The sequence below is a fragment of the Pseudomonas sp. NEEL19 genome (genome assembly GCF_028751975.1).
In the GTDB taxonomy this organism is placed as follows: Bacteria; Pseudomonadota; Gammaproteobacteria; order Pseudomonadales; family Pseudomonadaceae; genus Aquipseudomonas; species Aquipseudomonas juntendi.
Genome location: NZ_CP081491.1, coordinates 1,661,191 through 1,674,928 on the forward strand (window position 1 = coordinate 1,661,191; position 13,738 = coordinate 1,674,928).

Consider the following 13,738-nt stretch of genomic DNA (forward strand, 5'->3'; position numbering starts at 1 on the left):
GCGCGGGCTGCCTTGCAGCCCAGCGCGGCGTCGTTTTACCGCGCCCGGGCCTGTTGAGCCTGCCGATACAGATACAGGCTCAGCAGCAACCCACAGGCCGCAGCGGCGGCGGCAAACAGAAACATCGAGGCAAACCCGAACCCGGCCGCCACTGCGCCCACCAGAGGCCCGGTTACCCCCAGCGACAAGTCGATGAACAGCGAATACGCCCCCACCGCCGCCCCGCGGTTGGCCGCCGAGACCTGGTTCACTGCCTCAACGCCCAGCGCCGGGAATACCAGCGAAAAGCCAAACCCGCTCAGTGCTGCCCCAGCCAGCGCCAGCTCCGCGCTGGGCGCCAGCCACAGCATCAGCAGCCCCAGCGTTTCTACCGCAAGGCAGGCAATGGCCACGCGAAACCCGCCAATCCGGTTGATCAGGTTGCCGAACAGCAGGCGAGCACTGATGAAACTGGCACCGAACAGGCTCAAGGTGAGTGCTGCGTTGGCCCAGCCCTGGCTGGCGTAATACAGGGTGATGAAGGTGGCGATGGTGCCAAAGCCGATCGAGCCCAGGGCCAGCCCCGAGCCATGCGGGAAGACTTTGCCCAGCACGCTCAGGAACGGCAGGCGTACGCCATGGACGATGGGCGCAGCCTGTTTGGGCCAGGCCAGCAGCAGGCCTACCGCGCACAGCAGGATGATGCTCAGGCCCATGCTCCACAGCCCAAGGCCCTTGACCATCAGTACGCCCAGCGGCGCGCCGATGGCCAGGGCGCCGTAGCTGGCAATGCCGTTCCAGGAAATCACTTTGGCCGTGTTGGCAGCCCCGACCCGGCCGATGCCCCAGCCTATCGAGCCCGAACCCACCAGGCTTTCGGCGCTGCCCAGCACCAGTCGGCCAGCCAGCAGGCAGGCCAGGCTCCACCCGGGCAGGTGGGTCAGGAAGGCGCAGGCCAGCATGAACACGCCGCTGATGCCACAGCCGGCAAGGCCGTAGATCACGGCTTTCTTGCTGCCATGGTTGTCGATGATGCGGCTGGCGGTGGGGCGGCTGAGCAGGGTCGCGAGGTACTGCACGCTGATCACCAGGCCGGCGACGACGGTACTGAAACCCAGGTCGTTGTGTACGTAGCCAGGCAGTACGGCCAGCGGAATGCCGATGTTCAGGTAGCCAATGAAGGTGAACAGAACGATGGAGACGACTTGCAGGGTGACCGCAAGGGGGCGGGGTGAGTCGGGCATGAGGGCCTACATGGGTTCTGGACGGTGTGAAAACGTGCTGACGGGGGTGGCCCGCAGGTCAGCCGTTTTCACACAGTCGGGGATGCGCAGTTAGTCCTGGTCAGCGCTGGATTGATCGTCACCATCCTGCTCGACGGCAGTTGCCGGTTCGGCGTGGGCGGTCACGGTTGGCTCTTCTGGGTTCAGGCTTGGGAAGGGAAGATTCGGGATCTCATGCATCTCGTCGTTCCTCGCAAGTGTGAGTGAAAAGTCTGCGCCAGGCGCGTTTGAAGCTTTACAAAGCTGGGGCAGGATACACAAGTCTGGATGACAGTTTGGTTTTTTTCCCGCTCGCCGGTCGGGTTTGCGGGCGAACAGCGCACAACGTCTGGCCGAAAAACGGCGGCTATGTGGCGCATTCGCCCGCCAGGCAGGGGTGGGCGCAGGGCAGCGGCCTTGCCGGTGCCAGTGGGGCAGCCGCGGCTTTATTTGCGGCCTTCAGCCGATTCCGCCACCTTGTCGGTACGCGCGCACATGATGAAGTCGTTGCGGTGCAGGCCCTTGATCGAGTGGCTCCACCAGGTCACGGTCACCTTGCCCCACTCGGTCAGCAGCCCAGGGTGGTGGCCTTCGGCTTCGGCGATTTCGCCAACGGCATTGGTGAACGCCAAGGCGTGCTTGAAGTTCTTGAACAGGAAGACGCGCTCCAGCTCCATATGGCCGTCACGTACTTCGATGTTCCAGTCCGGGATCTCGCGAATCAGTTCTGCCAGCTCTTCGTCGGTGACTTTCGGCGCGTCGGCGCGGCAGGCTTCGCAGTGGGCTTGGTTCAAGGCATTCATGGAATAGTTTCCGCTTCGAGTTGTTATCGGCAAGGTCGCTCAGGCAGCAACCTTAGGTGGAAATTTAGGCGCATGCAGGCCCAGCTGCATGGCGGTGTGGACCATACCCATGATGTCCTCGTGGGCCAGGTCGAACAGGCGTTTCATGTTCGGCAGCACGAAGTACAGGGGCTGCAGGATGTCGATGCGGTACGGTGTACGCATGGCTTCGACGGGGTCGAAGGCCTGGTGCTCGGGTTCACCAGACAAGCAATATACGGTCTCTTTGGGCGATGAAAGAATGCCGCCACCGTAGATTTTGCAGCCTTGGGCGGTTTCCATCAGGCCGAATTCGATGGTCATCCAGTACAGGCGGGCCAGGTACACCCGTTGTTCCTTGGTCGCGGCCAGGCCCAGCTTGCCATAGGTGTGGGTGAATTCAGCGAACCAGGGGTTGGTCAGCAGCGGGCAGTGGCCAAAGATCTCGTGGAAGATGTCTGGTTCCTGCAGGTAGTCCAACTCCTGCGGGGTGCGAATGAAGGTCGCGACCGGGAAGCGCTTGCTGGCCAGCAGCTCGAAAAAGGTCTGGAAAGGGATCAGGGCAGGTACCCGAGCCACCTGCCAACCGGTGGTGGCGCCCAGCACCTTGTTGATTTCACCCAGCTGCGGAATGCGCTCATGGGGTAGGTTGAGTTGCTCGATACCGTCGAGGTATTCCTGGCACGCGCGGCCTTCGATCACCTTCAGCTGGCGAGTGATCAGGGTATTCCACACAGCGTGCTCTTGCTGGGGATAATCGATAAAACCATGCGCATCGGGCTCGCGGGCCACGTAGTGCGTCTGTTTCATAGGGCTCTCCTGGTGAGGGCTTTCTTGTTATGTACGGCACATACCCAAGCATTAGGCTTTTGCTCACCGCTTTGCACGGGGGTCTGGCTGCGTTGAAATGCCTCACGGGGTGAATATCGTAACGAAAATTTTACAAATTTCGCGAGAGCGCGGAAAATACGCCGTATTCGGCTGGCGTTTGTTCGGCTTTTGTCAGCTTATCTTTACGAATTTTCTGCGCTGTGTTGAAAAACATCGGCGTTGCGAGAGCCCTCATGCGTATCAAAGTGCACTGCCAGAATCGCATTGGCATCCTGCGGGACATCCTCAACCTGCTGGTCGAGTACGGCATCAATGTGCTGCGCGGCGAAGTGGGGGGTGACCATGGCAACGCCATCTACCTGCACTGCCCGAACCTGGTCAATTTGCAGTTCCATGCCCTGCGCCCGAAGTTCGAGGCCATTGCCGGGGTGTTCGGCGTAAAGCGCGTGGGGCTGATGCCCAGCGAGCGCCGGCACATGGAACTGAACGCGCTACTGGGGGCCTTGGACTTCCCGGTGCTGTCAGTAGACATGGCCGGCAGCATCGTTGCGGCCAACCGTGCCGCAGCGCAGCTGTTGGGGGTACGCGTGGACGAGGTGCCGGGCATGCCATTGGCCCGCTACGTCGAAGATTTCGACCTGCCCGAGCTGGTGCGGGCCAACAAGTCGCGTATCAACGGCCTGCGCATCCAGGTCAAGGGTGATGTGTTCCTGGCCGATATCGCGCCGCTGCAGTCCGAGCATGACGAGAGCGAGGCGCTGGCTGGTGCCGTGCTTACCCTGCACCGTGCCGACCGTATTGGCGAGCGCATCTACAACGTGCGCAAGCAGGAGTTGCGGGGGTTCGACAGCATCTTCCAGAGTTCGCGGGTGATGGCAGCCGTGGTGCGTGAAGCGCGGCGCATGGCGCCGCTGGATGCGCCGTTGCTGATCGAGGGCGAGACCGGCACCGGCAAGGAGCTGCTGGCGCGGGCGTGCCACCTGGCCAGCCCGCGCGGGCAGTCGCCATTGATGGCGCTGAACTGTGCCGGGTTGCCAGAGTCGATGGCCGAGACCGAGCTGTTCGGCTATGGCCCGGGGGCATTCGAAGGGGCGCGGGCCGAGGGCAAGCTTGGGTTACTGGAACTGACTGCGGGGGGCACCTTGTTCCTTGACGGGGTGGGGGAGATGAGCCCGCGCCTGCAGGTCAAGCTGCTGCGCTTCCTGCAGGACGGGTGCTTCCGCCGGGTCGGCAGCGATGAAGAGGTCTACCTGGATGTACGGGTGATCTGCGCCACGCAGGTGGACTTGTCCGAATTGTGTGCCCGTGGTGAGTTCCGCCAGGACTTGTATCACCGCCTCAACGTATTGTCGCTGCACATTCCGCCCTTGCGCGAGTGCATGGATGGCCTGGAAGGGCTGGTGCAGCATTTTCTTGATCAGGCCAGCCGGCAGATCGGCTGCGCCTTGCCACGTTTGGCGCCGGCAGCCATGGACAAACTTGGGCAGTATCATTGGCCGGGTAATGTAAGGCAGTTGGAGAACGTCCTGTTCCAGGCGGTTTCATTATGCGAAGGCGGCGTAGTCAAGAGCGAGCATATTCGTTTGCCGGATTATGGCGTGCGCCAGCCGCTGGGTGATTTTTCGCTGGAAGGGGATCTTTCGCAGATCGTCGGGCGCTTTGAAAAAGCGGTGCTGGAAAGTTTGATGGGCGAGTTTTCCAGTAGCCGGGCACTGGGAAAAAGATTGGGTGTTTCACATACCACCATTGCCAACAAGTTGAGAGATTATTCACTTAACAAGTCGGGCGATTAGGGGGGCGGGCAACAACTTTGGCACTGCTTTCAAGTTACAGGTATTGTGTCGCGAAGGGGCCCCGCAGGGCCCCGATTCAAGGTCTTCACCCGTTAGAGCAGCCGTTCCCCATCACGCGGTATTCGAGGATATGCTTCTGCCCCTGAGAGTCCTCGTAAGTCATGCGCGCTGGCACGACTTCGCACACATTGGGCACTTCGCTCATGGAAATGACGCGGGCAATGTCCAGGTGCTGAGAGTAACTGTATTGTTCAACCGGAATCTGCTCGGCATCTTTGGCTTCATCGGCCAGTGCCGCGCCGCAAAGACTACCCAGTACCAATACCAGTAAAGCTTTCATTTCAAATATACCTGTCTAAGGTCGTGAGGGGGCGCGCGGCGCTTGTGGCGCCGCGTGTACATCAAGTTTCAACTAACCAGATAAAGGGAGATCAACGTGTGCCTTCGTGGGGGCTGTTACCAGTTGTTAATCGCCTTGCCGTTGCTGGCGAAGTGAATTTTATGGCCGCCACCCAGGCCGAAACAGGGGGTGTTTTGATAAAGTCTTTTAACAGAATCTGTAACAATCCATCGGTCCGTGCGTTCAGCGGCATGCCAGGCAAGCTGTAAGGCTTGCGCCAGAGCCTTCTGCCGGTACGGCCGTACCAAATTACTACCAACGTCGAATGGCTTTTGTTGCTCTGGTACAGTTACAAACGGTCCCATACAAAAACAACTATTACACCGAGGTAACACAGATGAGTGCGGCTCCACTGTATCCCGTTCGTCCCGAGGTTGCGGCCACTACGCTGACCGACGAGGCCACTTACAAGGCCATGTACCAGCAATCGGTGATCAACCCGGACGGCTTCTGGCGCGAGCAGGCCCAGCGTATCGACTGGATCAAGCCGTTCACCAAGGTCAAGCAGACCTCGTTCGACGACCACCACGTCGATATCAAATGGTTCGCCGACGGCACTCTGAACGTTTCCTCCAACTGCCTGGACCGTCACCTCGAAGAGCGCGGTGACCAGCTGGCGATCATCTGGGAAGGTGACGACCCTTCCGAGCACCGCAACATTACCTACCGCGAACTGCACGAGCAGGTCTGCAAGTTTGCCAACGCCCTGCGTGGCCAGGACGTGCACCGTGGTGACGTGGTCACCATCTACATGCCGATGATCCCCGAAGCCGTGGTCGCCATGCTGGCCTGTGCACGCATCGGGGCGATCCATTCGGTGGTGTTCGGCGGCTTCTCGCCCGAGGCGCTGGCCGGCCGGATCATCGACTGCAAGTCCAAGGTGGTGATCACTGCCGACGAGGGCCTGCGCGGTGGTCGTCGTACCCCACTCAAGGCCAACGTCGACCTGGCGTTGACCAACCCTGAAACCAACAGCGTGCAGAAAATCATCGTGTGCAAGCGCACCGGTGGTGACATCGCCTGGCACCAGCACCGCGACATCTGGTACGAAGACCTGATGAAGGTGGCTTCCAGCCATTGCGCGCCGAAAGAAATGGGCGCCGAAGAGGCGCTGTTCATCCTGTACACCTCGGGTTCCACCGGCAAGCCAAAAGGGGTGCTGCACACCACGGGCGGTTACCTGGTGTATGCCGCGCTGACCCATGAGCGCGTGTTCGACTACCGCCCCGGTGAGGTGTACTGGTGTACCGCGGACGTGGGCTGGGTCACCGGCCACAGCTATATCGTCTACGGCCCGCTGGCCAACGGCGCCACCACCTTGCTGTTCGAGGGCGTGCCGAACTACCCGGACATCACCCGAGTGTCGAAGATCATCGACAAGCACAAGGTCAACATCCTCTACACCGCACCAACCGCCATCCGCGCCATGATGGCCGAAGGGCAGGCCGCTGTAGCCGGGGCTGATGGCTCCAGCCTGCGCCTGCTGGGGTCGGTGGGCGAGCCGATCAACCCGGAAGCGTGGAGCTGGTACTACAAGGCCGTGGGCAAGGAGCGCTGCCCGATCGTCGACACCTGGTGGCAGACCGAAACCGGCGGCATCCTGATCAGCCCGCTGCCGGGTGCCACCGGCCTGAAACCAGGGTCTGCGACCCGGCCGTTCTTCGGCGTGGTGCCGGCACTGGTGGACAACCTGGGCAACCTGATCGACGGTGCGGCCGAGGGCAACCTGGTGATCCTCGATTCCTGGCCTGGCCAGTCGCGTTCGCTGTATGGCGACCACGACCGTTTCGTGGATACCTATTTCAAGACCTTCCGCGGCATGTACTTCACCGGCGACGGCGCGCGCCGGGACGAGGACGGTTACTACTGGATCACCGGTCGCGTGGATGACGTGCTCAACGTGTCGGGCCACCGCATGGGCACGGCCGAGATCGAGAGTGCCATGGTAGCGCACGCCAAGGTGGCCGAAGCTGCAGTGGTAGGTGTGCCGCACGACATCAAGGGGCAGGGCATTTACGTGTATGTCACCCTCAATGCGGGTGTCGAGGCCAGCGAGCAGTTGCGCCTGGAATTGAAGAACTGGGTGCGCAAGGAGATCGGCCCTATTGCTTCCCCGGATGTGATCCAGTGGGCGCCTGGGTTGCCCAAGACCCGCTCCGGCAAGATCATGCGCCGCATCCTGCGCAAGATTGCTACCGGTGAGTACGATGCGTTGGGCGATATCTCGACCCTGGCCGACCCTGGGGTGGTGCAGCACCTGATCGATACCCACAAGGCGATGAGCCTGGCATCGGCGTGATGGCGGGCCGGCGTGTGCGCTGAATGACAGGGGCCGCTTTGCGGCCCATCGCGACGCAAGGCCGCTCCTACAGAAACCCTGCCCGGGCAACCGGCGGGGTTTTTGCTTTACTGTTACCCGACAATCATCGGTAACCGTTGTGTCACCGGTGCCGCACAATGGCGGGGCGCGGGGAAACAAAACCGGCCCATTCCAGTGCAGCTTCATGGCATTTACAGCCGTGCCGCTCGTCCCACTTGCCGTAATTCAAGGCTTTGCCAATAATAGGCCCAGGAATTGCTAGTTCTATAGGTTCTATTTCTTGCGCTTTTGCATATTTTGCAATGGCTGTCAACATCGCCCGCGGCGGTTTCAGGCGCTTCTATAAGTAGTTGTCGCTTTGAAGAAATATCGACTACCGGGCTGTCGTTAGAATGCCACACACTCGCTCGTGGTATGCGGCCTTGGTCGAACCCTGCGCGGCTCGCGTTGTACTCATTCGCATATCGGGCAGCCGTGATCTGCCTTGTATTGCCCCGTACCGATGGAGTTACCTGATGAAGAAGCTTGCACTGCTTGGCGCCCTGGCGCTGTCCGTGTTTTCCCTGGTGTCGCAGGCCGATGAAAAGCCGTTGAAAATCGGCATCGAGGCCGCCTACCCACCTTTCGCCTTCAAACAGCCCGACGGCAGCATTGCTGGCTTCGACTACGACATCGGCAACGCCTTGTGCGAAGAGATGAAGGCCAAGTGCACCTGGGTCGAGCAAGAATTCGATGGCCTGATTCCGGCGCTGAAGGTGCGCAAGATCGACGCCATCCTGTCGTCGATGTCGATCACCGAAGACCGCAAGAAGTCGGTCGACTTCACCAAGCGCTACTACCTGACGCCGGCGCGCCTGGTCATGAAGGAAGGCACCACCGTCAGCGACAGCCTGGACGAACTCAAGGGCAAGAAGATCGGCGTACAGCGCGGCTCGATCCACGACCGCTTCGCCAAGGAAGTGCTGGGCGCCAAAGGTGCCACCGTCGTGCCTTACGGCACCCAGAACGAAATCTACCTGGACGTGGCAGCCGGTCGCCTCGATGGCACCGTGGCTGACGCCACCCTGCTGGAAGACGGTTTCCTGAAAACCGACGCCGGCAAGGGCTTTGCCTTCGTAGGCCCGGCCTTCACCGACGCCAAGTACTTCGGTGACGGTATCGGCATTGCCGTACGCAAGGGCGACGACGCCAACCGCGAGCGCATCAACAAGGCCATCGACGCCATCCGCGCCAACGGCAAGTACCAGGAAATCGAGAAGAAGTACTTCAACTTCGACATCTACGGTCCAGACTCGAACTAAGACGTCGGGTTTACCTGTGCAATGGTGCAAACAGCAGAGGCTCTGAGGTTTGCACCATTTTTCATTCTCTAGGTCGAGGACCTCATCATGTTGAAAGGCTACGGGGCAGTCATCCTCGACGGGGCGTGGCTGACGCTGCAGCTTGCCCTGTCGTCGATGGCCCTGGCCATCGTGCTCGGCCTGATCGGTGTGGCGCTGCGCTTGTCGCCGGTGCGCTGGCTGGCCTGGCTTGGCGACCTGTATTCCACGGTCATCCGTGGCATTCCGGACCTGGTCCTGATCCTGCTGATCTTCTACGGCGGACAAGACATCATCAACCGGGTGGCGCCGCTGCTCGGCTACGAAGACTACATCGACCTCAACCCGCTGATCGCGGGCATCGGTACCCTGGGCTTCATCTTCGGTGCCTACCTGTCGGAAACCTTCCGCGGCGCCTTCCTCGGCATTCCCAAGGGGCAGGCCGAGGCGGGGTTCGCCTATGGCATGAACGCGCGCCAGGTGTTCTTCCGTATCCAGGTTCCGCAAATGATCCGCCTGGCGATTCCTGGTTTCACCAACAACTGGCTGGTGCTGACCAAAGCCACCGCGCTGATTTCGGTGGTCGGCCTGCAGGACATGATGTTCAAGGCCAAACAGGCGGCCGACGCCACGCGCGAGCCGTTCACCTTCTTCCTGGCGGTGGCCGCGTTGTACCTGGTGCTGACCAGTGTTTCGCTGCTGGCCCTGAAGTTTCTGGAGCGCCGCTACTCGGTGGGCGTCAAGGTGGCTGAACTATGATCTTCGACTACAACGTCATCTGGGAGGCGTTGCCGATGTACTTCGGCGGCCTGCTGACCACCCTCAAGCTGCTGGCCATTTCGTTGTTCTTCGGCTTGCTGGGGGCTATTCCGTTGGGCCTGATGCGGGTGTCGCGGCAGCCGGTGGTCAACTTCACCGCCTGGCTCTATACCTATGTGATCCGCGGGACGCCGATGCTGGTGCAGCTGTTTCTGATCTACTACGGCCTGGCCCAGTTCGAAGCGGTACGCGACAGTGTCTTCTGGCCGCTGTTGTCCAGCGCCACCTTCTGTGCGTGCCTGGCGTTCGGCATCAACACCAGTGCCTACACCGCAGAAATCATCGCCGGCAGCCTCAAGGCCACGCCGCATGGCGAGATCGAGGCGGCCAAGGCCATGGGCATGTCGCGCATGAAGATGTACCGCCGCATCCTGCTGCCTTCGGCCCTGCGCCGGGCGCTGCCGCAGTACAGCAACGAAGTGATCATGATGCTGCAGACCACCAGCCTGGCGTCGATCGTCACCCTGATCGACATAACCGGCGCCGCACGCACGGTCAATGCGCAGTACTACCTGCCTTTCGAGGCCTATATCACGGCGGGCGTGTTCTACCTGTGCCTGACCTTCATCCTGGTGCGCCTGTTCAAGATGGCCGAACGCCGCTGGCTCGGCTACCTGGCGCCACGAAAGCACTGACCGCTTTGTGAGAATCGACAGCATGTACAAACTCGAAGTCCAAGACCTGCACAAGCGCTACGGCAGCCATGAAGTACTCAAGGGCGTGTCGCTGGCGGCCAAGGCCGGCGACGTCATCAGCATCATCGGCTCCAGCGGTTCGGGCAAGTCGACCTTCCTGCGTTGCATCAACCTGCTGGAGCAGCCGCACGCCGGCAAGATCCTGCTCAACAACGAAGAGCTCAGGCTGGTCGCTGGCAAGGACGGCGCGCTGAAGGCCGCAGACCCGCGTCAGTTGCAGCGCATGCGCTCGCGGCTGTCGATGGTGTTTCAGCATTTCAACCTGTGGTCGCACATGACCGCGCTGGAGAACATCATCGAGGCGCCGGTGCATGTGTTGGGCGTGAACCGCAAGGAAGCCCTGGAAAAGGCCGAGCACTACCTGGCCAAGGTGGGTGTCGCCCACCGCAAGGACGCCTTCCCGGGGCACATGTCTGGCGGGGAGCAACAACGTGTGGCAATTGCCCGGGCCCTGGCGGTGGAGCCGGAGGTTATGCTGTTCGACGAGCCGACTTCGGCACTCGACCCCGAGCTGGTCGGCGATGTGCTGAAGGTAATGCAGGCGCTGGCCCAGGAAGGCCGGACCATGGTCGTGGTCACCCACGAAATGGGCTTTGCCCGCGAGGTGTCCAACCAGTTGGTGTTCTTGCACAAGGGGCTGGTGGAAGAGACCGGCTGCCCGCGTGAAGTGCTGGCCAACCCGCAGTCGGAACGCCTGAAGCAGTTCCTCTCCGGCAGCCTGAAGTAAAAGCTGCATTTTTGCACCAGAATAGGGCATGCTGCGCGGCGAGCGCGGCCTGACCCGGCGCACAGACTCGAACGACCTCAGGTTTCGGACCGTACCTTATGACCACCCAGCGAATCGGTTTTCTCATCTGGCCCAGCACCAGGCCCTTGACCCTGGCGCTGGCCGAGGAAGTGTTGCAGGTGGCGCAGCGGGTGCATCCGGACGTGGTCTACGAACTGTCGTTCCTGCAGGCCGAGCCTGCGCCGGAAGGTGCCTGGCGCCTGCCAGGCGAGCCCTGGAACGGTGGCCTGGAAGGTTGTCACAAGCTGTTCCTGCTGGCAGACGAGCCACCCGTGGCGGTAGGGGCTGCGTTGTCGGCCGCGCTCAAGCAGCTGGCGCGCAGCGGCTGCATGATCGGGGGGCTTGCAGCCGGTGTGTACCCGCTGGCGATGCTGGGTTTGCTCGATGGTTACCGGGCTGCCGTGCACTGGCGTTGGCAGGATGATTTTGCCGAGCGCTTCCCCAGGGTCATCGCCACCAGCCACCTGTTTGACTGGGATCGTGACCGCCTCACGGCGTGCGGCGGCATGGCCGTTACCGACCTGCTGCTGGCGGTGCTGGCCCGCGATCACGGCGCCGAGCTTGCCGGTGCGGTGTCGGAGGAACTGGTGGTCGAGCGTATCCGCGAGGGGGGCGAGCGCCAACGCATTCCGCTGCAGAATCGTCTTGGCTCCAGCCACCCCAAGCTGACCCAGGCGGTATTGCTGATGGAAGCCAATATCGAAGAACCGCTGACCACCGACGAAATTGCCCAGCACGTATGCGTCTCGCGCCGGCAGTTGGAGCGCATTTTCAAGCAGTACCTGAACCGCGTGCCGAGCCAGTACTACCTGGAGCTGCGGCTGAACAAGGCGCGGCAGATGCTGATGCAGACCAGCAAATCGATCATCCAGATCGGGCTTTCCTGTGGTTTCTCGTCGGGGCCGCATTTTTCCAGTGCGTACCGCAATTTCTTTGGTGCCACGCCGCGGGAAGACCGTAACCAGCGGCGTAGCAGCAGCCCGTTCGAGTTGAGTTCGGCGCCGGCTGAAAAGGGTTGATAGCTCGGTTGGGGTCGGGGTGTATGCCTTGAAGGTGATGGTGGGGCGGATATCGTGCGCCGCGCTACTAGAACAACGTCATGCACCCGCCACGGCGCGATACCAACGCCTCACACCCGCCCCGGCATAAAAATATCGGCTTGCACCTTCTACTCCTTCATCTCCAGGTGAACACCCGTTCACCCCGCCCCCTCTCTCCCGTACACTGCGCGATTGCGACAGTGTTTGTCGCATTGCCGAAAACCTTGCTAAAACTGGGTTTTGCGCTGTAACAAGTTGTCGCTTGGCCGCAAGGACAGGCGCAGATCAGTCCTTACAATCCCCCCATCGCTCGCCACTTCCAGGCCAGCGTTCCTCTTCAGGAGACTCAGATGTCCGTTGAGCAAGCCCCGGTGCAACGTGCCGATTTCGACCAGGTCATGGTCCCCAACTATTCTCCGGCGGCCTTCATTCCTGTGCGAGGCGAGGGTTCCCGTGTCTGGGACCAGTCCGGTCGCGAGTTGATCGACTTTGCCGGCGGCATCGCGGTAAACGCCCTGGGCCACTGCCACCCGGCGCTGGTCAAGGCCTTGACCGAGCAGGCCAACACCCTCTGGCACGTCTCCAACGTATTCACCAACGAACCGGCTTTGCGCCTGGCCCACAAGCTGGTAAGCGCCACCTTTGCCGACCGTGCGTTCTTCTGCAACTCCGGCGCCGAGGCCAACGAGGCTGCCTTCAAGCTGGCCCGCCGGGTTGCCCATGACCGCTTCGGCCCTGAAAAGCACGAAATCATCGCCACCGTGAACAGTTTCCACGGTCGTACCCTGTTTACCGTCAGCGTCGGCGGCCAGCCGAAGTACTCCGATGGCTTCGGCCCGAAGATCACCGGCATCAGCCACGTGCCGTACAACGACCTGGAAGCGTTGAAGGCACAGATTTCCGACAAGACGTGCGCCGTGGTGATCGAGCCGATCCAGGGTGAGAGCGGCGTGGTGCCGGCCGACAAGGCTTACCTTGAAGGCGCTCGCAAGCTGTGTGACGAGCACAATGCCCTGCTGATCTTCGACGAAGTGCAGACGGGTGTGGGCCGTACCGGCTCGCTGTATGCCTACCAGCACTACGGCGTGACCCCGGATATCCTCACCAGCGCCAAGAGCTTGGGCGGTGGCTTCCCGATCGGCGCCATGCTGACCACCACCGAGCTGGCCAAGCACCTGGCTGTGGGCACCCACGGCACCACCTACGGCGGCAACCCGCTGGGCTGCGCGGTTGCCTGCGCGGTGCTGGACGTGGTCAACACCCCGGAAACCCTGGCCGGCATCAATGCCAAGCACGCGCGGTTCAAGGCCCGCCTGGAGCAGATCGGGCAGAAGTACAGCCTGTTCAGCCAGGTGCGTGGTGTTGGCCTGCTGCTGGGTTGCGTCTTGGCCGAGGCCTGGCAAGGCAAGGCCAAGGACGTACTCAATGCCGCCGAGAAAGAAGGCGTGATGGTGCTGCAGGCCGGTCCGGACGTGGTCCGCTTCGCGCCAAGCCTGGTGGTTGAAGACGCCGATATCGATGCAGGCCTGGACCGCTTCGAGCGCGCCGTTGCCACGCTGACCCAAGGCTGATCCGCCTGCGGTCCCTTCGCCGGCCGCAGCCAAGGTTGTACCAGGCCGGCGATTTGCGATTCCACAGCAGGTGCCCATGCGCCTGCCGTTTTTCCGTGCCG

At 61.6% G+C, this 13,738-nt stretch carries 13 protein-coding genes; 8 read left to right on the forward strand and 5 right to left on the reverse strand.

The window, feature by feature from the left end:
• Window positions 1-35: 35 nt before the first annotated feature.
• The 4 genes from K4A76_RS07580 to phhA form a co-directional block, all read right to left on the reverse strand.
• Window positions 36-1,223 carry an MFS transporter gene (locus K4A76_RS07580; protein ID WP_274411867.1) on the reverse strand — a complete coding sequence of 396 codons (1,188 nt, stop codon included), beginning with the start codon at window positions 1,221-1,223 and terminating at the stop codon, window positions 36-38.
• A 90-nt stretch (window positions 1,224-1,313) separates the two neighbouring features.
• Complete coding sequence (locus tag K4A76_RS07585; protein ID WP_256222019.1) at window positions 1,314-1,442, reverse strand: hypothetical protein; 129 nt, start codon at window positions 1,440-1,442, stop codon at window positions 1,314-1,316.
• 245 nt (window positions 1,443-1,687) lie between these two features.
• Window positions 1,688-2,044: a 4a-hydroxytetrahydrobiopterin dehydratase gene (locus K4A76_RS07590; protein WP_009681493.1), complete on the reverse strand. Its 357-nt coding sequence runs from the start codon at window positions 2,042-2,044 to the stop codon at window positions 1,688-1,690.
• A 39-nt stretch (window positions 2,045-2,083) separates the two neighbouring features.
• On the reverse strand, window positions 2,084-2,872 hold the full coding sequence (phhA, locus tag K4A76_RS07595) for a phenylalanine 4-monooxygenase (protein ID WP_009681492.1): 789 nt from the start codon (window positions 2,870-2,872) through the stop codon (window positions 2,084-2,086).
• A gap of 254 nt (window positions 2,873-3,126) precedes the next feature.
• Here phhA and K4A76_RS07600 point away from each other — a divergent pair, with 254 nt between their 5' ends.
• The gene (locus K4A76_RS07600; protein WP_274411868.1) at window positions 3,127-4,686 is read left to right on the forward strand and encodes a sigma-54-dependent transcriptional regulator; all 1,560 of its coding nucleotides are present in this window, start codon (window positions 3,127-3,129) and stop codon (window positions 4,684-4,686) included.
• Window positions 4,687-4,771: 85 nt separating this feature from the next.
• Here K4A76_RS07600 and K4A76_RS07605 read toward each other — a convergent pair whose 3' ends face one another.
• The gene (locus K4A76_RS07605) at window positions 4,772-5,026 is read right to left on the reverse strand and encodes a DUF2790 domain-containing protein (protein ID WP_009681490.1); all 255 of its coding nucleotides are present in this window, start codon (window positions 5,024-5,026) and stop codon (window positions 4,772-4,774) included.
• A gap of 397 nt (window positions 5,027-5,423) precedes the next feature.
• Between K4A76_RS07605 and acs the strand changes: the two genes are divergently transcribed.
• From acs to K4A76_RS07640, 7 genes are all read left to right on the forward strand, one after another.
• On the forward strand, window positions 5,424-7,385 hold the full coding sequence (gene acs, locus K4A76_RS07610) for an acetate--CoA ligase (protein WP_009681489.1): 1,962 nt from the start codon (window positions 5,424-5,426) through the stop codon (window positions 7,383-7,385).
• 536 nt (window positions 7,386-7,921) lie between these two features.
• The gene (locus K4A76_RS07615; protein WP_009681488.1) at window positions 7,922-8,707 is read left to right on the forward strand and encodes an ABC transporter substrate-binding protein; all 786 of its coding nucleotides are present in this window, start codon (window positions 7,922-7,924) and stop codon (window positions 8,705-8,707) included.
• A gap of 87 nt (window positions 8,708-8,794) precedes the next feature.
• Complete coding sequence (locus K4A76_RS07620) at window positions 8,795-9,484, forward strand: ABC transporter permease (RefSeq protein WP_173888015.1); 690 nt, start codon at window positions 8,795-8,797, stop codon at window positions 9,482-9,484.
• The gene (locus K4A76_RS07625) at window positions 9,481-10,179 is read left to right on the forward strand and encodes an ABC transporter permease (RefSeq protein ID WP_029887202.1); all 699 of its coding nucleotides are present in this window, start codon (window positions 9,481-9,483) and stop codon (window positions 10,177-10,179) included. The genes K4A76_RS07620 and K4A76_RS07625 overlap by 4 nt, the downstream gene beginning before the upstream one ends.
• Window positions 10,180-10,201: 22 nt before the next feature.
• Window positions 10,202-10,966: an ABC transporter ATP-binding protein gene (locus K4A76_RS07630; protein ID WP_009681485.1), complete on the forward strand. Its 765-nt coding sequence runs from the start codon at window positions 10,202-10,204 to the stop codon at window positions 10,964-10,966.
• 98 nt (window positions 10,967-11,064) lie between these two features.
• Complete coding sequence (gene argR, locus K4A76_RS07635; protein ID WP_009681484.1) at window positions 11,065-12,045, forward strand: transcriptional regulator ArgR; 981 nt, start codon at window positions 11,065-11,067, stop codon at window positions 12,043-12,045.
• A 371-nt stretch (window positions 12,046-12,416) separates the two neighbouring features.
• A complete protein-coding gene (locus K4A76_RS07640; protein WP_161892610.1) occupies window positions 12,417-13,637 on the forward strand; it encodes an aspartate aminotransferase family protein in 1,221 nt (406 codons plus the stop codon).
• Window positions 13,638-13,738: the final 101 nt, after the last annotated feature.

Excerpts from the sequence above, each read along its gene's own strand:
- phhA (WP_009681492.1), bottom strand. The coding sequence starts at position 2,872 with ATGAAACAGACGCACTACGTGGCCCGCGAGCCCGATGCGCATGGTTTT.
- K4A76_RS07600 (WP_274411868.1), top strand. The coding sequence starts at position 3,127 with ATGCGTATCAAAGTGCACTGCCAGAATCGCATTGGCATCCTGCGGGAC.
- K4A76_RS07590 (WP_009681493.1), bottom strand. The coding sequence starts at position 2,044 with ATGAATGCCTTGAACCAAGCCCACTGCGAAGCCTGCCGCGCCGACGCG.
- K4A76_RS07625 (WP_029887202.1), top strand. The coding sequence starts at position 9,481 with ATGATCTTCGACTACAACGTCATCTGGGAGGCGTTGCCGATGTACTTC.
- K4A76_RS07605 (WP_009681490.1), bottom strand. The coding sequence starts at position 5,026 with ATGAAAGCTTTACTGGTATTGGTACTGGGTAGTCTTTGCGGCGCGGCA.
- acs (WP_009681489.1), top strand. The coding sequence starts at position 5,424 with ATGAGTGCGGCTCCACTGTATCCCGTTCGTCCCGAGGTTGCGGCCACT.
- K4A76_RS07630 (WP_009681485.1), top strand. The coding sequence starts at position 10,202 with ATGTACAAACTCGAAGTCCAAGACCTGCACAAGCGCTACGGCAGCCAT.
- K4A76_RS07585 (WP_256222019.1), bottom strand. The coding sequence starts at position 1,442 with ATGCATGAGATCCCGAATCTTCCCTTCCCAAGCCTGAACCCAGAAGAG.
- K4A76_RS07615 (WP_009681488.1), top strand. The coding sequence starts at position 7,922 with ATGAAGAAGCTTGCACTGCTTGGCGCCCTGGCGCTGTCCGTGTTTTCC.
- K4A76_RS07640 (WP_161892610.1), top strand. The coding sequence starts at position 12,417 with ATGTCCGTTGAGCAAGCCCCGGTGCAACGTGCCGATTTCGACCAGGTC.
- K4A76_RS07580 (WP_274411867.1), bottom strand. The coding sequence starts at position 1,223 with ATGCCCGACTCACCCCGCCCCCTTGCGGTCACCCTGCAAGTCGTCTCC.
- argR (WP_009681484.1), top strand. The coding sequence starts at position 11,065 with ATGACCACCCAGCGAATCGGTTTTCTCATCTGGCCCAGCACCAGGCCC.
- K4A76_RS07620 (WP_173888015.1), top strand. The coding sequence starts at position 8,795 with ATGTTGAAAGGCTACGGGGCAGTCATCCTCGACGGGGCGTGGCTGACG.